Annotated in this window: 23 protein-coding genes and 1 pseudogene; 16 read left to right on the forward strand and 8 right to left on the reverse strand. The window is 34.3% G+C overall.

Features of this window, described 5'->3' with window-relative positions; all coding sequences use genetic code 11:
- Positions 1-12 precede the first annotated feature (12 nt).
- From ACVWY7_RS14020 to ACVWY7_RS14075, 12 genes are all read left to right on the forward strand, one after another.
- Positions 13-774: a flagellar biosynthetic protein FliR gene (locus ACVWY7_RS14020; RefSeq protein ID WP_001055720.1), complete on the forward strand. Its 762-nt coding sequence runs from the start codon at positions 13-15 to the stop codon at positions 772-774.
- A gap of 10 nt (positions 775-784) precedes the next feature.
- Positions 785-1831: a flagellar type III secretion system protein FlhB gene (gene flhB, locus ACVWY7_RS14025; protein WP_073522704.1), complete on the forward strand. Its 1047-nt coding sequence runs from the start codon at positions 785-787 to the stop codon at positions 1829-1831.
- Between the two features lie 23 nt (positions 1832-1854).
- Complete coding sequence (gene flhA / locus ACVWY7_RS14030) at positions 1855-3921, forward strand: flagellar biosynthesis protein FlhA (protein WP_073522706.1); 2067 nt, start codon at positions 1855-1857, stop codon at positions 3919-3921.
- Between the two features lie 14 nt (positions 3922-3935).
- Positions 3936-5246 carry a flagellar biosynthesis protein FlhF gene (flhF, locus tag ACVWY7_RS14035; RefSeq protein WP_105989102.1) on the forward strand — a complete coding sequence of 437 codons (1311 nt, stop codon included), beginning with the start codon at positions 3936-3938 and terminating at the stop codon, positions 5244-5246.
- Positions 5247-5288: 42 nt separating this feature from the next.
- Positions 5289-6062 carry a flagellar basal-body rod protein FlgG gene (locus ACVWY7_RS14040; protein ID WP_001013950.1) on the forward strand — a complete coding sequence of 258 codons (774 nt, stop codon included), beginning with the start codon at positions 5289-5291 and terminating at the stop codon, positions 6060-6062.
- A 117-nt stretch (positions 6063-6179) separates the two neighbouring features.
- Positions 6180-6890 carry an alanyl-tRNA editing protein gene (locus ACVWY7_RS14045; RefSeq protein ID WP_000205389.1) on the forward strand — a complete coding sequence of 237 codons (711 nt, stop codon included), beginning with the start codon at positions 6180-6182 and terminating at the stop codon, positions 6888-6890.
- A 17-nt stretch (positions 6891-6907) separates the two neighbouring features.
- A complete protein-coding gene (locus ACVWY7_RS14050) occupies positions 6908-7744 on the forward strand; it encodes a TrmB family transcriptional regulator (RefSeq protein ID WP_000343368.1) in 837 nt (278 codons plus the stop codon).
- Positions 7737-8462, forward strand: a complete 726-nt coding sequence (locus ACVWY7_RS14055) for an AzlC family ABC transporter permease (RefSeq protein ID WP_000029967.1) — start codon at positions 7737-7739, stop codon at positions 8460-8462. Before ACVWY7_RS14050 ends, ACVWY7_RS14055 begins: the two co-directional genes overlap by 8 nt.
- Positions 8453-8764, forward strand: coding sequence for an AzlD domain-containing protein (locus tag ACVWY7_RS14060; protein WP_000425935.1), 312 nt, complete (start codon positions 8453-8455; stop codon positions 8762-8764). The genes ACVWY7_RS14055 and ACVWY7_RS14060 overlap by 10 nt, the downstream gene beginning before the upstream one ends.
- Positions 8765-8826: 62 nt before the next feature.
- A complete protein-coding gene (locus ACVWY7_RS14065) occupies positions 8827-8997 on the forward strand; it encodes a DUF3951 domain-containing protein (RefSeq protein WP_000602240.1) in 171 nt (56 codons plus the stop codon).
- A gap of 87 nt (positions 8998-9084) precedes the next feature.
- On the forward strand, positions 9085-9669 hold the full coding sequence (locus ACVWY7_RS14070; protein WP_001118319.1) for a TetR/AcrR family transcriptional regulator: 585 nt from the start codon (positions 9085-9087) through the stop codon (positions 9667-9669).
- Positions 9662-10078, forward strand: a complete 417-nt coding sequence (locus ACVWY7_RS14075; RefSeq protein ID WP_001060572.1) for a DUF5367 family protein — start codon at positions 9662-9664, stop codon at positions 10076-10078. Before ACVWY7_RS14070 ends, ACVWY7_RS14075 begins: the two co-directional genes overlap by 8 nt.
- Before the next feature lie 75 nt (positions 10079-10153).
- Here the strand turns inward: ACVWY7_RS14075 and ACVWY7_RS14080 are convergent, their stop codons facing one another.
- From ACVWY7_RS14080 to ACVWY7_RS14110, 7 genes and pseudogenes are all read right to left on the reverse strand, one after another.
- Positions 10154-10741 (reverse strand): VanZ family protein, encoded by a 588-nt coding sequence (locus ACVWY7_RS14080; protein WP_000904025.1) that lies wholly within the window; start codon positions 10739-10741, stop codon positions 10154-10156.
- A gap of 73 nt (positions 10742-10814) precedes the next feature.
- Positions 10815-11225: a hypothetical protein gene (locus tag ACVWY7_RS14085; RefSeq protein WP_000850028.1), complete on the reverse strand. Its 411-nt coding sequence runs from the start codon at positions 11223-11225 to the stop codon at positions 10815-10817.
- Between the two features lie 394 nt (positions 11226-11619).
- Positions 11620-11979, reverse strand: coding sequence for a hypothetical protein (locus ACVWY7_RS14090; RefSeq protein ID WP_073522718.1), 360 nt, complete (start codon positions 11977-11979; stop codon positions 11620-11622).
- Positions 11980-12580 (reverse strand): annotated as a pseudogene (locus ACVWY7_RS14095) (dienelactone hydrolase family protein). It lies immediately after the preceding gene.
- A 2-nt stretch (positions 12581-12582) separates the two neighbouring features.
- Entirely contained in the window at positions 12583-12918 is a 336-nt protein-coding gene (locus tag ACVWY7_RS14100; protein WP_073522720.1) for an antibiotic biosynthesis monooxygenase family protein, read from the reverse strand.
- A gap of 185 nt (positions 12919-13103) precedes the next feature.
- Positions 13104-13283, reverse strand: coding sequence for an H-type small acid-soluble spore protein (locus ACVWY7_RS14105; protein WP_001025740.1), 180 nt, complete (start codon positions 13281-13283; stop codon positions 13104-13106).
- 66 nt (positions 13284-13349) lie between these two features.
- Positions 13350-14561: a helix-turn-helix domain-containing protein gene (locus tag ACVWY7_RS14110; protein WP_073522721.1), complete on the reverse strand. Its 1212-nt coding sequence runs from the start codon at positions 14559-14561 to the stop codon at positions 13350-13352.
- A 119-nt stretch (positions 14562-14680) separates the two neighbouring features.
- On the opposite strand from ACVWY7_RS14110, the gene ACVWY7_RS14115 reads away from it, so the two are divergent.
- Positions 14681-15949 carry an MFS transporter gene (locus ACVWY7_RS14115; protein WP_105989106.1) on the forward strand — a complete coding sequence of 423 codons (1269 nt, stop codon included), beginning with the start codon at positions 14681-14683 and terminating at the stop codon, positions 15947-15949.
- 105 nt (positions 15950-16054) lie between these two features.
- Positions 16055-16579, forward strand: a complete 525-nt coding sequence (locus ACVWY7_RS14120; RefSeq protein WP_000736430.1) for a DUF4398 domain-containing protein — start codon at positions 16055-16057, stop codon at positions 16577-16579.
- A 40-nt stretch (positions 16580-16619) separates the two neighbouring features.
- Here ACVWY7_RS14120 and ACVWY7_RS14125 read toward each other — a convergent pair whose 3' ends face one another.
- Positions 16620-17513 carry a LysR family transcriptional regulator gene (locus tag ACVWY7_RS14125; protein ID WP_001050602.1) on the reverse strand — a complete coding sequence of 298 codons (894 nt, stop codon included), beginning with the start codon at positions 17511-17513 and terminating at the stop codon, positions 16620-16622.
- A gap of 160 nt (positions 17514-17673) precedes the next feature.
- On the opposite strand from ACVWY7_RS14125, the gene ACVWY7_RS14130 reads away from it, so the two are divergent.
- Both ACVWY7_RS14130 and ACVWY7_RS14135 read left to right on the forward strand, forming a co-directional pair.
- On the forward strand, positions 17674-18666 hold the full coding sequence (locus ACVWY7_RS14130) for an ABC transporter ATP-binding protein (protein WP_326969232.1): 993 nt from the start codon (positions 17674-17676) through the stop codon (positions 18664-18666).
- On the forward strand, positions 18644-19669 hold the full coding sequence (locus ACVWY7_RS14135; protein ID WP_000714691.1) for an ABC transporter substrate-binding protein: 1026 nt from the start codon (positions 18644-18646) through the stop codon (positions 19667-19669). Before ACVWY7_RS14130 ends, ACVWY7_RS14135 begins: the two co-directional genes overlap by 23 nt.
- Positions 19670-19672 lie beyond the last annotated feature (3 nt).

The following is a 19672-nucleotide window of genomic DNA, read 5'->3' on the forward strand; positions in this document are numbered from 1 at the left end:
AGGGGAACTGAAATGAATATGGAATTATGGGCGGCGACGTTTTTTGCGTTTTGCCGCATTACTTCATTTTTATATTTTTTACCGTTTTTCTCTGGTCGATCCATTCCAGCAATGGCGAAGGTTACAGTTGGACTTGCTCTTTCCATTACAGTGGCCGATCAAGTGGATGTCTCGTACATAAAAACAACTTGGGACGTGGCAGCTTATGCAGGTACACAAATTGTAATTGGATTATCACTTTCAAAAATTGTAGAAATGCTGTGGAACATTCCGAAAATGGCCGGGCATATTTTAGACTTTGATATCGGTTTATCACAAGCAAGTTTGTTTGATGTAAATGCAGGTTCACAGTCTACTTTACTATCAACCATTTTTGATATATTTTTTCTCATTATTTTTATTTCACTTGGTGGCATTAATTATTTCGTTGCCACGATTTTAAAGTCGTTTCAATATACAGAGGCGATTTCAAAATTGCTGACGACTAGTTTTTTAGATAGTCTACTCGCAACGTTATTATTTGCGATCACATCAGCGGTTGAAATTGCTCTGCCGCTCATGGGAAGTTTATTCATCATTAACTTTGTTTTAATTTTAATCGCAAAAAACGCTCCGCAATTAAATATTTTTATGAATGCATTCGTAATTAAAATTACGTGTGGCATTTTGTTTATTGCGATGAGTGTACCGATGCTCGGTTATGTGTTTAAAAATATGACGGATGTATTGCTTGAAGAATATACGAAACTATTTAACTTTTTCTTAACGAAGTAGGGGGACGCACATGGCAAAGGATAATAAAACAGAAAAGGCCACCCCGCAGAAGCGTAAGAAATCGCGTGAAGAAGGGAATATTGCCCGGAGTAAAGATTTAAATAATTTATTTTCTATTCTTGTATTAGCAGTTGTCGTTTACTTTTTCGGAGATTGGCTCGGGTATGAGATTGCCAATTCTGTATCGGTGCTGTTTGATCAAATTGGAAAAAATACAGATTCAACCGAGTATTTTTATATGATGGGGATTTTACTACTAAAAGTATCAGCTCCGATATTAATACTCGTATACGCTTTTCATTTATTCAATTATATGATTCAAGTCGGTTTCTTATTTTCTTCTAAAGTTATTAAGCCGAAAGCGTCGCGTATTAACCCAAAAAACTATTTTACGAGATTGTTTAGTCGTAAAAGTTTAGTAGATATTTTGAAATCACTGTTTTATATGGGATTAATCGGTTACGTCGCTTACGTTCTCTTTAAAAAGAATTTAGAGACAATCGTTAGTATGATTGGATTTAACTGGACTGCGTCACTTACTGAAATTATTAGGCAAATTAAATTTATCTTCTTAGCTATTTTAATTATATTAATCGTTCTTTCTATTATTGATTTCATTTATCAAAAGTGGGAGTACGAACAAGATATTAAGATGAAAAAAGAAGAAGTAAAACAAGAGCATAAAGATAATGAAGGGGACCCGCAAGTAAAGGGGAAACGAAAAAACTTTATGCACGCCATATTGCAAGGAACAATTGCGAAGAAGATGGATGGCGCAACGTTTGTTGTAAACAACCCGACTCATATTTCGGTCGTACTTCGGTACAATAAACACGTTGATGCAGCACCAATTGTCGTTGCAAAAGGGGAAGATGAGCTCGCATTATATATACGAACGCTTGCCCGTGAACAAGAAATACCGATGGTGGAAAACCGTCCGCTTGCTCGTTCTTTATATTATCAAGTCGAGGAAGATGAGACGATTCCAGAAGATTTATATGTAGCTGTAATTGAAGTTATGCGCTATTTAATTCAAACGAATGAACTTGAAGTATAATAGCGCGTTTGGAGGAGATCTCTTTGTTTAAGATAGATTCTGCAAGAACCTATTTTTCTATCTTTTTAGCAGCGTCATTCGTAGTGGCGCTCTTAATTCCACTTCCACCATTTATACTTGATATCATTATCGTTTTTCTACTAAGTATGTCAGTGCTTATTTATATGCGAGCGACAAGTATTAACGAGTGGGATGAATTAAAGTCATTTCCGACGATGTTGTTATTAATCGGAATTTTCCGCGTATCGATTAACGTATCGACGACGCGAGCGATTTTGACAAACGGAAATGCGGGTCATGTTATTGAAGAGTTCGGTCAATTCGTAATTGGCGGGAACTTATTAATTGGTATCGTTATTTTTACAGTATTAATCATATTCCAGTTTATCGTTGCAAACGGTGCATCTCGTACAGCTGAAGTTGCAGCTCGTTTTACACTTGATTCTTTACCAGGGAAACAAATGTCAATCGATGCTGATTTAAACCAGCGTATTATTACAGAAAAAGATGCACAAGCAAAACGAAAAAAATTAAATATGGAAACAGAGTTTTACGGGGCGATGGATGGTGCCGGGAAGTTCATTAAAGGGGACGTTATTTTCGGGATTGTCATTTTATTCGTAAACATTATTTTTGGCTTAATTGTCGGAATGATGCAGCAAGGAATGAGCTTTGGTGAAGCAGCCCTTCATTATACACAGTTAACAGTCGGTGACGGAATTGTAAACCAAATTGGTTCGTTAATGCTTGCGATTTCAACTGGTATTATCGTAACGCGTGTATTTGACGGTTCAACGGACACGGTAACGGAAGGAATCTTTAAAGAGTTATTAGCACATGAAGTTGTTGTATATGCGCTTGGTGGTTTATTTATCGCAATGGGTATTTTTACTCCGCTACCGTTTCTACCGTTCGCACTCGTTGGTGGAACAATCATCTTCTTAGGAATTCGTAATAAAAACCGAATAAAGAAAGAAAAAGAAGACGAGCTTCAAAAAGAAATAGAAATGATTCAAGGTGAAGATGAGCAACTGCAACAAGTGGAAGATTCATTTGGCGTATTTACAGATAAATATCCAATTATAGTAGAGCTCGGCTTAGATTTAGCAGCACTTGTAAAGCAGAAAATTAACGGAGAAACAGCTCGTGATAAAGTTGTTCTTATGAGGAAATCGATTATTACCGACCTTGGTATTAACGTTCCTGGAATTAACTTTAAAGATAATACGAGTTTTAGACCACGTGGACGTTACATTATTCGTATTAAAGGTGCGAAGGCAGCTGAAGGTGTTTTAAAATCAGGTTACTTATTAGCACTGAAAACACCGAACGTAATGGCCGATTTAGATGCAGAACCAGCGAAAGATCCAATTTTTGGCGAGGATGGATATTGGATTTTAGAGCATATGGTACAAGATGCACAAATGAAAGGCTATCAAGTATTAGAGCCACTTAGCATATTAATTACACATTTAGATGTTGTCGTTAGACGTAATCTTCATGAGTTAATTCAGCGTCAACATGTAAAAGACTTAATTAACTCGCTTGAAAATGATAACGGCGTTTTATTAGAAGAAATTAAGAAGAAAGAAATCGACTTATCACTTGTTCAAAATGTTATTAAGCAATTGCTAAAAGAAGGTATTTCTATTCGTGATTTACCAACCATTATCGAAGGTATTATTGACGGAAAAGAAATTTATCAAAATCATGTTGACGGTGTAACGTCATTCGTCCGTGAATGTATTTCAAAAGTTATTTGTGAAAATGCGAAAAATCCTGACGGTAAAATATATGCGGCGCTCTTCTCAGATTCAATTGAGTTAGATGCAGACGTTGTGAACAATTCTTATCAAGGTTATTTATTAAACTGGGATTTAGATTTAGAAACGCGAGTCGTTGAGCAAGTACAACGCGTATTTAAACAAGCGAGGTTAATGGGAAGAGAACCAGTATTATTAACGCGCAGAAAAGATTTCAGATTTGCGATTGTAAGACTTCTTGAGCGCTATCAAGTAGAAGCACAAGTACTTTGTATTAGCGAATTAGCACCAGAAATTGTTGTAGATCAAATTGCCTATATTGAATAGTAGGGGGTGAAGTAATGGAAAGTACAGAAAAGAAAGAAGCGTTAATGCGAATAAAAGCAGCTTCGAAAAATGAATTGTATCGAAAGTTATTTGACCAATATGGTACAGATTATTATTACGTTGTCGATGAAAGTGTAAAACGCAATATCCCGTTTTTTTGGAAAAAGAATTATGAAATGTTAGTTGCTTTTCCAGAGGATAAACAGGAAGAAGTGAACGAAGGTACAGCTCAATTTCATGAGCAATTAATGGATGTTGTGAATGACCCTTCAGAACAAATTGTGAAGGCGAACGGAATTCAATCGGTACTGCACAATTTAGAAAACGTGACGACTCCTATGTCATATACGGCGATGCAAACAGGAAATAGTGAAGAATGGGCAAGAAAGAAAGAGAAACTATTAAAGCTATTTGAAAAAGGTATCGTCGTTGTGAAACAGACGGAAGAAACAAAAGTAACGAAAAAGCAAAAAGCTGTGAAAAAAGTCGTTCCTGTCAAGAAAGAAGAAGTGGTTGTAAAAAAAGAAAAGCAAGAATCTGTACCATTTATTATTCAAAAAGTAATTCGCATGCTAGAGCAAAACGATGTAGAACAATACTTCATTCATGCATATGCTGAAAAGCTAAAAGTGAAGTTTGAGAATGCAACGATGATTACAGAAGAAGAAGTAATCAAATATATATTGGAAGATATGAGCTCTCATTTCAACACAGAAAACGTATTTGAAAAAGAAGTACAAACAATTGCTTTAATTGGACCAACTGGTGTTGGAAAAACGACGACACTTGCGAAAATGGCGTGGCAATTTCACGGTAAGAAAAAAACGGTTGGTTTCATTACGACCGACCATTCTCGCATTGGGACAGTTCAGCAACTGCAAGATTACGTAAAGACAATTGGATTTGAAGTAATCGCTGTACGTGATGAAGCTGCAATGACAAGAGCGCTTACGTATTTTAAAGAAGAAGCGCGCGTCGATTATATTTTAATTGATACAGCTGGGAAAAATTATCGTGCGTCAGAAACAGTGGAAGAAATGATTGAAACGATGGGACAAGTAGAGCCAGATTATATTTGTTTAACGTTATCAGCTTCGATGAAAAGTAAAGATATGATTGAAATCATTACGAACTTTAAAGATATTCATATTGATGGTATCGTATTTACGAAATTTGATGAAACAGCAAGTAGTGGTGAATTGTTGAAAATTCCAGCAGTATCATCAGCTCCCATTGTATTAATGACAGACGGACAAGACGTGAAGAAAAACATACATATCGCTACAGCTGAACATTTAGCGAAACAAATGTTGCAAACATCATAGAAAAGAGGTGAAGGATAAGGCGATTGCCTTATTCAAACGAGTATGAACGGTCTTTATATAGGTTCTATGGGTATGATGAATTACATGCAGCGTATTAATGTTCATTCAAATAACGTTGCAAATGCTCAAACGACAGGATTTAAAGCAGAAAATATGACTTCTAAAGTATTTGATGTACAAGACACATATCGCCGCGGAGATGGTGCTGTAACAAATATCGGTTCGGTCGATTACGCTGTAGTACCAGCCGCAACGCATGTGAACTTAGTACAAGGAAATATACAAATGACAAATAGTGCTACAGATTTCTTTTTAGATGATGGAACTGCAGGCACAGCTTCGTTTTTCGTTACATCTAAAAATAATGAAACGTTTTTAACGAGAGACGGTAGTTTTACATTAAATAGTGATCGTTATTTACAAACAACTTCAGGCGCTTTCGTAATGGGAGAGAATAATGAACGTATTCGTATTCCAGAAGGAGCAAAAGTAGCTGTACAAGCAGACGGTACGTTATATGATGCAGTAACACAAAACAATATTGCTCGCTTGCAAACAAAAACAGTAGGTGCAGAAGCGAATAATCGTCTAATGCAAAGAGAGAACAAAAGCTTTACTCTAGCAGAAGGGAACATTGCTGATTTACCGAACGGAGTAGGGACAGTAAAAAATTATATGCTAGAAAATTCAAATGTGGATATGACGAAAGAAATGGCTGATCTTATGACAGATCAAAAAATGATTTCAGCATCACAACGCGTCATGACTTCATTTGATAAAATTTATGAAAAAGAAGCGAATGAAATATTGAGATAGGAGACTCCTAATAAAGGAGTCTTTTGTTAATTTTAAATTTCAGAATTATCAATTGACTTTGCGGAGCTTCTTTTTTATATTAGTAGGTATAACTATAACTACTAAAGAGGTGAGAGTATGACAACGGCGTTATATTTAGAAGATGCATACAAAACGAGTTGCGAAACAGAAGTGATAAAAGTAGAAGGGAATAAAGTATTTGTAAAAGAAACAGTTTTTTATCCAACTGGTGGGGGGCAGGAATGTGATACGGGTGTCATTGTACAAGACGGGTCTGTATTTGAAGTTGAAAAGGTAAAGAAGGAGCAGGGAGAAATAGTTCACTATATAAAAGATGGCGCTCAAGTAAAATTAGGTCCCGTTAAATTAGAGATTAATTGGGAAAGACGTCATAATTTAATGCGTCATCATTCTTTACTGCATCTTATCGGAGCTGTCGTTTATGAAAAGTATGGAGCTCTATGCACTGGAAATCAAATTTATCCTGACAAAGCACGTATTGATTTTAATGAGTTACAAGAGTTATCGAGCGTGGAAGTAGAAGGAATTGTTAAGGAAGTGAATAAACTTATTGAACAAAATAAAGAAATTTCTACTCGTTATATGAGCCGCGAAGAAGCAGAAAATGCTGTAGGAATGATTAAAACAGCAATAAACCTCCTGCCAACTACTATACAAGAAATCCGCATTGTTACAATTGAAAATTTAGACGAACAAGCTTGTGGAGGCACACATGTAAAAAATACAAGTGAAATAGGAACACTTGTTATTGATAAAGTAAAAAGTAAAGGGAAGCAAAATCGTCGCTTTGAAGTTAGAGCGATCTAGATTGCGAGGGGTTACCGATGGATGAAATTATAAAGGAATTACAAAAGTTAGGATTTTCCCAGTATGAATGTAAAGCGTATATTGGATTGCTAAAGCATTCTCCAGTAACAGGTTATGAAGTGAGTAAACAAACAGGAGTACCTCGTTCTATGATTTACGAGGTACTCGGAAAGTTAATGGATAAAGGAGCGGTACATATTGTACCTTCTGAACCAGTTAAATATGTACCAGTACCAGCTACCGAATTAATGAATCGAATGCGAAAAGACTTTGAGAAGTCCTTTGAATTTTTAGATGAGAAATTAAATGGTTTAGAACAAGAGCGACAAATAGATGTAATTTCGCATATTCGCTCAAATGATCGTGTTTTAAAAGAAATTTGCAATATAATTAATAGAGCAAAGGAAGAGTTATGGATTTCTGTATGGGAAGATCAAGTGCATGAAATTGAGCCATACATTCATCAAAAAGAAGAGGAAGGCGTACATATATTTTCAATCTTATTTGGCGCGCCAGAAACCAAAATAGGCGCGACGTTTCACCATAATTATATGACACCTCACGTTGTTGAAAAGAGAATGGGTGGTCATTTAACTGTTATTGCTCGTGACGGGGAAGAAGTATTAATTGCGAACTTCTCAAATGATAGCACTTCGTGGGCTGTTACAACGTATGACCCAGCATTAGTTCTCGTTGCTACAGAGTATGTGCGACACGATATTATGGTTGAAGAAATTACGAAGGAATTTGGAGCTGATAAGTTAGATACGTTATGGCGTGAAAATATAGATTTAGTTCATGTCGTAACAGGAAAGCGAACTATGGAAGGAATGGAGGATGATAAGGATGAGTAAAGCTGAGGCACATGTAGCTTTGCAAAGCGATGATACATTTCAGCAAGGAGTAAAAGATTGTTTACCAACTGTATTTGGTTATTTAAGCATCGGTATAGCAGCTGGTGTAATTGCAAAAACAGCTGGTTTCTCCATTATTGAAATTGCGTTTATGTCCACTTTAATTTATGCAGGTTCTGCCCAATTTATATTAGCTGGTATGTATGCAGCTGGTGCACCTGCTTCCGCAATTATTTTTACTGTATTTTTTGTTAACTTGCGCCACCTTCTTATGAGTGCTGCACTTGCGCCGTACTTTACGAAACTGCCTCTATTTAAAAACTTACTAATCGGTTCGCAAATTACAGATGAAACGTTCGGAGTTGCAGTACAGCATGCGGCGCAAAAAGGATATTTAGGTGAAAGATGGATGATCGGGCTTAACGTAACAGCGTATTTAAATTGGATTCTTGCTACTATCATTGGCGGGCTATTTGGTGAGTGGATACCAGATCCGCATACGTACGGGATGGATTATGCATTACCAGCAATGTTTATCGGATTATTTGTACTTCAGCTTATAAGTAGTAAACCGAAGCTAGCAATTCATCTTACTGTTGCAATTGTAGCGATTATACTTGCATACGTTTCTCACTTATTTATGCCAGATAGTATAGCGGTTATTATCGCAACATTATTAGCTGCGACGATTGGAGTGGTGATTGAAAAATGGAAATGAGATTAGACGTAATATTACTTTTATTAGCAGCAGGAGCTGTTACACTCGTGCCACGTATTTTACCGCTACTCGTATTTAGTAAACTACAAATTCCAGACTGGGGTTTAAAATGGTTAAATTACATACCAATTGCGATATTAGCAGCACTTTTAGCACAAGTTTTATTTATGCATGAGACGATGCAGTGGGATTACCTGATCGCAGCAATTCCAACATTTCTTGTCGCAATATATACTCGTAGTTTATTAGGTACAGTATTAACTGGCGTGATTGTGATTATTTTGTTACGTTTCTTTTTCTAAAAAGGATTACGCTCATATAATAGCGAAAAGTGTAATAACATGAAAAATATAGGGGTGGTGTTATGATACTTTTAACGATAGGAGCAATTTTATTAACGTTGTTTATTTTCTTTATTATCGGCTTTATTACGTTTATGATGTTTGTTGATAGGGCGACACCTCAAATTTATTACACACCTTGTGAATCAGTGACAGTGAAATCTAAAGGTAAACATAAAAGGAAGAAAAGTTGAATGTTGGCTTTTCTTCCTTTTTATTTATTTGATTTTTCTGTATAATTTAAGTTAGTTATCTAACTAACTTAAAAGGGGGTCATAGAAATGGCAAAACCGAATGTTGTTAATAAAGAGAAGTTACTACAAGCAGCAAAAGAAATTATTGCAGAGCATGGGATGGAGAAGTTGACATTAAAAGCAGTTGCAGAGAGTGCTCAAGTTACGCAAGGTACCGTATATTATCATTTTAAAACGAAGGATCAATTATTACTTGAAGTAACCGAAGCGTTTTGTAAAGCGTCGTGGGAACAAATAGGAAAGGATGTACAGTTAGAAAAGGCTTTACAGTCTGCCGAAAGTAGATGTGTGAAAGATTCAATGTATCATCATTTGTTTTTTCAATTAGTAGCTAGTGGATTACAAAATGATGCGATGAAAGATAAAATTGGTGGATTGTTACATTATGAAAACCAACAATTAACAAGAGTGTTAAATAAAAATATAGGAGGTACAATGACATCTCAAATTTCAACTGAAACGTGGAGCGTTTTATGTAATGCATTAATTGATGGATTGGCATTGCAAGCCTTATTCAATCCATCTTTTTCTAGCGACAAAGTATATGGTGATTTGCACCTGTTATTGGAAAAGTTCATAGAGCTACAAAAGGGAGGTAATGGTAGTGAATAATAAACTTTGGCTCACTATTTTATTTTCTATCGGCGTTTGGTTTTTTGCCTCAGCATTCTTCATTATTTTCGGTTCTTCTGTTTTATTAGAATACACTTCAAATAGATTTTTTCTACAATTGACGTTTCTTGAATTAGCAACAGCGATAGCTTTATACTTTGTAATGTGGTTATACAAAAGACTAGATACTACAAAATATGCAGTTATTAAGTTAGGTATATGTGGTACGGCAATCGGTTTAATTTTAGATACTTACATTTTATATAATTCTTCTAATCTATTCTCACAATTCTCCTCACAGCAAATTATATCATTTACCATTTGGATGGTTATTGCATATGCTTTATATTTAATAATTCCATGTATAATACAATATAAAAAGATCGAGAGATGTTCCAAAGATAGCTGAGTAACTATTTTTGGAACATCCATTTTTGTCCGCCGTTCGTAAATACGTGTGTTTGTACTAATTTTAAAGACCAAATTATATAGACCGGTCGTTCGTTTCATAAATATATCTTAAAAAGGAATTCAATTTAATATCAAATTTGTGTATAAATGCTCTATACACAAGGGTAAAACCCTTTGATATACCGTATCCTAAAATTACACCCATACAATTAAATATTACATCGTTTATATCGACATATCGAAAAGTGAATCCGGCATAAAGTGCTGATAAAAGTTGTAAAGTTTCTAATAAGACTCCTAATACTATTCCTAATAAAACAACCTGTTTGAAATTCGTCTTTTTTATATAGGGAAAACCAAAGCCAAAAGGAATTGTTAGTAGTATATTAAGTATTGATGTTGTTATAGCAAAATGGTCCGTGTTAAATGGTATAAAATTAGCATCTCTCCATACATTTTGTCCAATTTCTTTTTTCATATTTTCATCTATAATAATTGGGAATTGGGTATAATTAAATACTACACAAAGATACAAATAAAATATTGAAAAAAATAGTAAGTACATGCTTCTCTTTTTTAGGTGTAACTTAAAAAAGAGAAGTAAAAATAACAACATAATAAACGCTCCAATAAGAATAAAACCATCAAAGTCAATTAGCATGTGTAAAACCCTCATATTTTTATATTTAAACTATGATGTCTAATAATAGACATCATAGTTTAGTGGTGATATTTTAATTAGATATTTTCCCATTCCCTCGTATATTTTGTCCATCGTCATTTGTTTTCCAAATAAATAAGTAGTATTCATTTGAATTTTTATCAACATTATATGCACCAGAGAAAGATTTATTTATGCCACCATTAACAGTTCCATAACTAGGATCCGAACCCCATGCAGATCTATATAGAGTATAATTTACATCGTAAGGCCCCACAGCTCCTCCATCAGTAGAATATACATATGCACTCCCATTGATATATACACTACCTTTAGAAAGTGTGTGAAATTGTTTGTTTTTACTACCATCTACCACTCGATGATCCATTTTAAAACTGTAACTACTAGATGCTGCTAATGTTGGTATAGCGAAACATGTTAGTAAGGTTAAAGCAGTGATAATAGAAAAAAATTTTGTTTTCATATGTTTCTCCCTTGTTAATTTATTATTGAGAGGCCTTCTCAATAAAGAGGATAATCTATTTAATTGAACACGTAAATAATAAAGTATAAAGATTAATAATTTTTTACATTAGTTTTACGATTATTAAGAAAATGCCATATAGTTTCAATTTGTTTAAAAGAAGAGAGCTTAATTGTTAAAAATAATTAGAAAATTAATTAAAATCGGTATGATTATACGACTTCAAAAGTATATTGAGGAGAATGAAGAGGCCGGGCAGTTCTTTAGCACTATGGATGTAATAATCACATAAAGATTAAGAGGAAATTAAAAGACCCAAACTTGATATTATACCAAGTTCAGGTCAAAGCTGTTAATGAAAGAAAGTAATTAGGTCTTTACTCCCATTTCATAGCTACATCCTCGAAAGAAGTAATAAAAACAGCCCAAATAAAAAACTAATAAAGGAAAGAAAACCGATACATATGGAGAACACACGATTGTTTCTCCATTCGCGCCAGAAAGTGATAAAACCTAATATACAAAGGAAAAACCAAATAGGCAGAAATAGGAACTCACTAACCTTTTCAGGAAGTAACGCATAAAAAGTTGATAAATATAAAATCCAATTTGTAAAAAATAAAATGCAAACGATAATAGATAGTAAATAGGGCTGTTTGGAAAACTCTCTCTTTTTTACGGTTACAAAAATGATAGTTAGCGCTAAAAAAAAAGCAATGAGCATGAAAATCAGTAAGAGTAATGTAAGTGTCATTTACATCTCCTTTATAAGAGTGTTTTTTACAAGAAATGAATCTATTACATTGTATGCTTGTTTTGTAGAGTGCCCGTTATATTTTTCAGTGTACGGATTTAGAAAACCATGTTCACCGTGTAGTTGGTGTATTTCTAATAAAGGATTTTTTTGTTGCTGCAATGTTTGAATGAAAGAGGATACTGAAAAACTAGCTTCTTTTTCAGGGAAAATAAGTAAGGTAGCACATGTTGGTTTCATATGAATATAGTCACGTATACGGGAACCGTAGCATCCGATAATAAAATTTATGTTCGGATTGTTACTACATAGCCATGAGATGGTAGCACCAACACTAAAGCCGATAAGTCCAATATGTGTGTAACTACTAGAAAGAGAAGTAATGAATTTTTCAATTTGCTTTTTTCCATCTTCAAATCCAATATGATTCATAAAAAAATGATATGCTTTTTCTTCATCACTATAAGGAAATGCATGTTGTGATTGTAGCAGATTAGGACAGAATACATCTATATGAGATGAAGTGGTCGGTAACATGATGCATATGATCGTTCACACCATATATTTCATGAACAGCAATGAGAGCTAATTTTTTCTTCATATCTACAAAGTATTTCTATGAAACTTAAATTCTTTCTCAACAAGGCAGATACGTAGGTGGAAGTTTTTGTACCATTGCTCACGACCTCTTTTTTTCGCTTCTTTATGTAAGACGTTCTGTTTCCAATTTTCAATTGCTTCAAGTGATTCCCAATAAGAAATTGTGATTCCGAGCCCTGAATGATCTCGCACACTTTCTACATCTAGAAACCCAGGTTGCTGCTTTGCGAGTTCCTCCATTTTATCGGCAACTGTACTATAATCAGCTGTATCATTAGATAAATTGGAAGTGAATATAACTGCATAATAAGAATTGTTTTTTTCTAAATTAGATGCCATTATTTTTCCCCCTTAATGTATAGTGTGAATAATTAATCCATAGTTTGTATTTTAGCAGGTCACAAAAAGAAAAGAAGTAGAAAATTCTTATTTTTTCAGCTCCTGTAAAATAGAAGATAGAAGAAATTTATAATAAGTAATCTAAAAAAGAAAAATGCCACTTCAAAAAAATGAAGTGGCATTTCTTATATTTCCTCTAAGCTATTAACTGGAACTGTTAATTCGCGTCCTGGGTTTTTTACTTCATATATGCGGGCGGTTTCATTGCTTTCGTCGACGTGTTGAATCATAACAGGCATGCCTTGAAAACTAACATTCGCTTGCTCCGCTGACACAGAAAGCTCTTTTGCACGTTGAATATTCATTTATATTCCTCCCATCATTATTATCTTTGCTAAAAAAGAGGAATAATATACCTTTTCGAGACATTCTTAAAGTTTTTGTATTATTTGTAATGTTTCTTTAATAAATGAAGTGAAGATCGAATCAGGATAGCTATCTATTGCTTGAACAGCTTCTTTTGCCTCTGTTAAGGCAGATTTTTTATCTTGAAGTTCTATATAGCAAAGGGCACGATAAGACCCAGCTGTTAATACCCACGATTGATCAAGTGGATGACTCATATAATCTGGTATGGTAGCGTGTTTTAATGTTTCCAAAGCTTCCTTATAACGTTTTAAACCATACAAAGATTTCCCTTTTTCAAGATAATACAGCCCATCGTCTTGGAAAATTGGATCATTTTTTAGTTTTTCTCGAAATTGTTCTAGATGTTCCAATGCGATTGTATATTCATTCGTAACAGTGTTATAGTAATAAGCTTTTAATATATCTATATTTGCAGCGGATAAAGTATCTTCTGTAAAAATGGCAAATTGCTCAGATTTTTTTATGTAATATAAATATTGTTCTTTATCAGTTGTGATGATTTTTTGATAAGATAAAATGCGATAAAATTCATCTGTTTTATAATAAACTTGATGTTTTTTTGAAAATGCAAGTGCATCTAAAATGACTTTTTCACATTTTTCATAATTGCCATATGCGAGTAAAATAATTGCTTCTTTTAAGTATAGTTGTATATGTGTAATAAGATCCATTTCTAAATTTTTCGCTTTATATTCATCACGAATTGTGGCGATCATCTGTAAACATTCTTTATATTTTTTCTGCTTGAAGAGCATATAGTAAAACAGTAGTTTCGTTTCAGTACTTTCGCGATACAAAGTATATTTTTCAAATATAGAAACAGCGGTTTCAACGTAATATTCAATATTATAATCGTTCATAACAGCTGCTACTGTTATGAACTGTTTATATAAACGAGCTGTATTTAAAGTAGAAGGTAGCTCTTTTTGAACGATAGGTAGTAAAGTTTCATATACTTCATCGCATTTATTCTTTATGAGTCGCTCCATTTTTTGAATGAGTTCTACAATTTCATCATCGTCTTCCTCTAATAAAAAACTCGTTTCACATCCAAGTTTTTCTGCAATATATTGTAATGTTTTCATCGAAGGTGTAGCTTTTCCATTTTCAATTTGACTAAGCATGCTTTTTGTCAGTTCAGAACCTACCAGTTCAGTTTGTGTAAGTTTTTTTTCTTTTCGTAATGCTTTAATTTTTTCGCCGAGAGTTGCCATACTGTAGCTCCTTTATAATTAAAAAAGTTAAATACAATTAAACTTTTTGTTGTAATAATTGGAAAGTTGATTATATAATAAGTTTAACACAATTTAACTTTTAAGGGGAGAGTGTCATAATGGGGGATGTAAGTATAGGTCAAACCGATTCAAGAATGAAGATTGCAACGAGAAATATTATTTTAATGATGATTGGAAAAATGACGTCTTTATTAGGCGCAGGTATTTATACGTTCGCAATGGGGTTATACGTATTAAAGACAACGGGTTCTGGGATGGGCTTTGCTACTACGCTCGTTTGCGGATCACTTCCAAGGATGATCTGTGGACCAATTGCTGGTGCTGTAGCTGACCGTGTGAATCGAAGATGGCTTGTTATCGGTACTGATTTATTAAGTAGTTTAACGATGCTTATTATGTTTATTCTTGCTACTATATTTGGACTATCACTTCTTTTTATTTATATTTCAGCAGCATTATTATCAATTTGTGCAAGTTTTTATTCTGTAGCATTAACTTCGTCTATTCCTAATTTAGTAGATGAGGGGCGTATTCAAAAAGCGAGTGCTTTAAATCAAACGGCAGCTTCTTTATCAAATATTTTAGGGCCAATTATTGGCGGAGTTGTATTTGGTTTCCTTTCAATTCAGTCGTTCTTTTTGTTAAATAGCATTACATTCTTTTTAGCGGTTATTTTGCAATTATTTATTGTATTTGATTTATATAAAAAAGAAGTGGCTGAGAGTAAAGAGCATTTCTTGACGAGTATAAAAGAAGGTTTTTCATATGTAAAACGCCAGCATGAAATATATGGTTTAATGAAAACTGCACTGTGGGTAAACTTTTTTGCGAGTGCACTCTTCGTTTCGCTTCCATATATTATTATTCAAAATTTGCATTTATCCTCGAAGCAACTCGGTGTTGTAGAAGGAATGTTAGCAGTTGGGATGTTAATTGGTGCCATTGCGTTATCAGTACGTAAAGAAGTGAATAATCCGTTTCGCTCTGTTTATATTGGATTGCTTTTATTTGCGAGCTTGAGTTTATGTACAGTGTTTCCATTAGTAGTCACCATTCCCAAAGTAGCAAGTTTTATTTACTATATCGCTTTTATGATTTTAACTGGTATATCAATGATGGTTGTAAATATCCCGATGCAAGTGCATATGCAAAAGACGACAGATCCAAATTATTTAGGGCGTGTATTCGGTCTACTTGAAACAATTGCTACTGCAATCGCACCGCTCGGTATGATTGTATATGGATTATTATTAGATATGTTGCCGACTAGCATTGTTATGATGACAATAGGCGGAGGTTTATTGTTAGTTGTATTAGTTGGAGTAAGGCAACATATGGCGAAAAAACAAGTGAATGTGTCGGCTTAAAAACAAGAAAATAATAAAAATGACCAAATTAGTATTTTAGTTTTTGAAACTCTTTTTCATGTATGTTACAGTATAGTGAGCAGGTAAAGAAAAGGAGACAACAGCATGAAAAAATTAAGTTTTGTTATGCTTTTTCTATTAGTCGTAATGGCTGGATGTAGCAATTATGACACATATATTGAAACAGGTATGCAATCATTGAAAGATGAAAAATATAGTGATGCAACAATGTGGTTTGAAAAAGCAGAAAAAGAGAAATCAGGAAATGAAGCGAAATCATATAAAGAAATGGCCGAGAAAATGGATCACGGAGCAACGGCATTAAAAGACGGTAAGTATTTAGAAGCGAAAGACATTGCAAATGAAGTGTTACAAATGAAAAAAGACGATGCGCTTGAAACAGCTGTAACATCAAATGCCGAAAATATGCTTCAAAAAGCAAAAGATGTAGAAGAGAAAGTGAATGAAAGAGTAGCAAAGCGGAGAAAAGTAGAAGAAGAAGGAATTGATAAACTTATTAAAGCTGTCGATAGTATAGATGATGTGAAAGAAAAAGAGAAAAAAGTTTCAGAAGCATTAGATAAGGCTGAAGAGGCACAAGCAAAAATTGAAGCGAAGAAAAATAAATAGATTCATAGTGTAAAAGGCTGTCGTGTATAACGACAGCCTTTTAACTTTTTTCTGCATAAGAAGTGATACTCTGTAGTAAAAAAGAAATAATTTTAGAATTCCATCTGTCTTCATGATGAATCGTATAAATGTTACGTTGAAATTCAAATTCAGGGATCGGTATGTAGCGTAGTTCATTTCGTTGTACTTCTTGTTCAATAGCAAGTTTAGAAATAAAGGCAACTCCATTACCGTATTTTAAAATTTGTTTCATCGTTTCTAATGAATCTAATTCAATTTCAGATTGGAATGTAATGTTATGAGCTAACATCCATTTTGTAAGTAAATCTCTCGTAGTAGATGGATTACGATGTAGTAATATTCGTTCCTTTTCGATATCTTGTAATGATACATTTTCTTTTTTTGAAAAATGATGTTCTTTGGAGAAAGCAAGAACAAGTGTATCAGGCATTACATTCGTCTGTTTTAAAAGTGATTCATCAAACGGTGCTGCGGAAATTACACCGAGATCGATTTCATGATTTTGTAGCATCGTTCGAATTTCAGGAGCTGTTTTTACCATAAGTGTTATTTTTATATTTGGAAATTCACATTGAAATTGATAGACAATCTCTGGTAAAAGATAAGTCGCTGGTACATAGCTAGCGCCAATTGTTATAGCGCCTTTATGAAAATCTTTAAACTCTTGCGTGACCCGTCTAGCCTCTTTCATAAGTGCATCTATTTTACAAGCATAATGATGCAACGCCTCACCAGCCTCTGTTAAGAAATACCTTCCCGAACGTAATTCGAATAAAGATACACCGAGTTCCTCTTCTAAGCTTTTTATATGGAATGTAATAGTAGGTTGTTTAACACCTAGTTTTTCTGCAACGATCGTAAGCTTTTTGTATTTCTTAATAAGCACTACAATTTCTAATTTTAAGAGATTCATTATGAATTGCCGCCTTTTTTATTTTAACTATAGAAAAAATCTATAGAAATAAATAGTTTATTAGAAGTTTTTTAATTTAATCTTTACAGTACATTAACATTCAGTATAAATCTTCCATATAGAATGAAAGCAGGTTAAGAGTGAGGAGAGAGGTGAAACGATGGATATTCAAATTAGTGGATTAGAAAAGAATTTTGGAAAAACGCAGGCGTTAAAGCCATTACAAATTGTTATGAAACAAGGTGAATTTACCACACTTTTAGGACCTTCGGGATGTGGGAAAACGACTTTACTTAGAATGATTGCAGGACTGGAAGAACCAGATAAAGGTGAAATATATTTCGGGGATACGTGCATGTATTCTTCTGCAAAAAAAATAAAAACATCTCCTCATGAACGTAATATAGGTATGGTATTTCAAGATTTTGCTTTATGGCCACACATGACTGTATTTGAAAATGTTGCATTTGGTTTAAGGGCTACAAAGCAAACGAATCAATTACGGGAAAAAGTAGAAGAGGCAATAAAGAGAGTTCGCTTACAAGGGATGGAGAAATGTTATCCGCATGAACTCTCTGGCGGACAGCAGCAACGTGTCGCATTTGCGAGAGCGATTGTAACAAAGCCGCATTTCATTTTGTTTGATGAACCGCTCAGTGCACTCGATGCAATTTTGCGAGAAGAAATGCGATTAGAGCTTATGGATATCGTTCATTCCATTGGTTTAACGGCATTGTATGTAACCCACGATCAAACAGAAGCTATGTCAATGTCAGACCAAATCATTGTCATGAAACAAGGAGAAGTATTACAAAAAGGAACACCAGAAGACATTTATGTGAAGCCATCTCATGAATTTGTTGCAAAATTTGTTGGTAAGGCAAATTGGCTTGTAGAGGGGAAACAAATGGTTCGTCCAGAGCATGTAAGCTGGACGAAAAATGAAGTGTGCGAAATATATACAGGTGAAATTCAGCACGTTACATATGTAGGGGAACGTTATGAAGTGAAAGTAAACATGGGGACACTCGGAATATGGACAGCTTATCACAATAGTAAGCTAAGCATTGGGAAACCAGTATCGTTATATGTACCAAAAAAATGTATTCATCATATAGGGGGAGAATCGTATGAAGAAATTCAGTTCGCTTAAGTCTTTATTTGTATGTACTTTATTATTTTCTGCAGTCGTAACAGGGTGTAGCTCAAAGACAGGTAATGCAGATGCAAAAAGTAAAACGACTAATGAAAAGAAAATTGTCGTATACAGTGCAGGGCCAAAAGGGTTAGCAGAAAAAATTCAAAAGGACTTTGAAAAGAAAACGGGTATAAAAGTAGAAATGTTTCAAGGGACAACGGGAAAAATTTTAGCGCGAATGGAAGCTGAAAAGAAAAAGCCAGTCGTTGACGTAGTCGTACTTGCTTCTTTACCAGCGATGGAAGGATTAAAAAAGGATGGTCAAACGCTAGCTTATAAAGAAGCGAAACAAGCTGATAAGCTTCGTTCTGAATGGTCGGATGATAAAGGACATTATTTTGGATATAGTGCTTCAGCGTTAGGAATTGTGTATAACACAAAAAATGTGAAGACAGCGCCTGAAGATTGGAGCGATATAACGAAAGGAGAATGGAAAGGGAAAGTGAATCTTCCAGATCCAGCACTTTCAGGTTCAGCTTTAGACTTTGTAACAGGATATGTGAAAAAGAATGGAAAAGATGGATGGAATTTATTTGAACAGCTTAAGAAAAATGAAGTTACAGTAGCAGGGGCAAACCAAGAAGCATTAGATCCAGTTGTAACAGGAGCGAAAGATATGGTCATTGCGGGTGTTGATTATATGACGTACAGTGCAAAAGCAAAGGGTGAACCGGTTGATATTGTTTATCCAAAAAGCGGAACAGTTATTAGCCCACGTGCAGCAGGTATTATGAAAGATAGTAAAAATGTAGAAGGTGCAAAAGAGTTTATTGATTATTTATTATCAGATGATGTACAAAAACAAATTTCTAAAGCATATTTATTGCCTGGTAGAACAGATATAAAAGCTGAGAATAGACCGAACGTGGAAGAGATTCCAGTATTAAATATTGATTGGAAAACAGTTGAGAAAGAACAAGATGAAATAGGAAAACAATTTAAGAAAGTATTTCAATAAGAT

The sequence above is a fragment of the Bacillus sp. TE9106W genome (assembly GCF_054062215.1).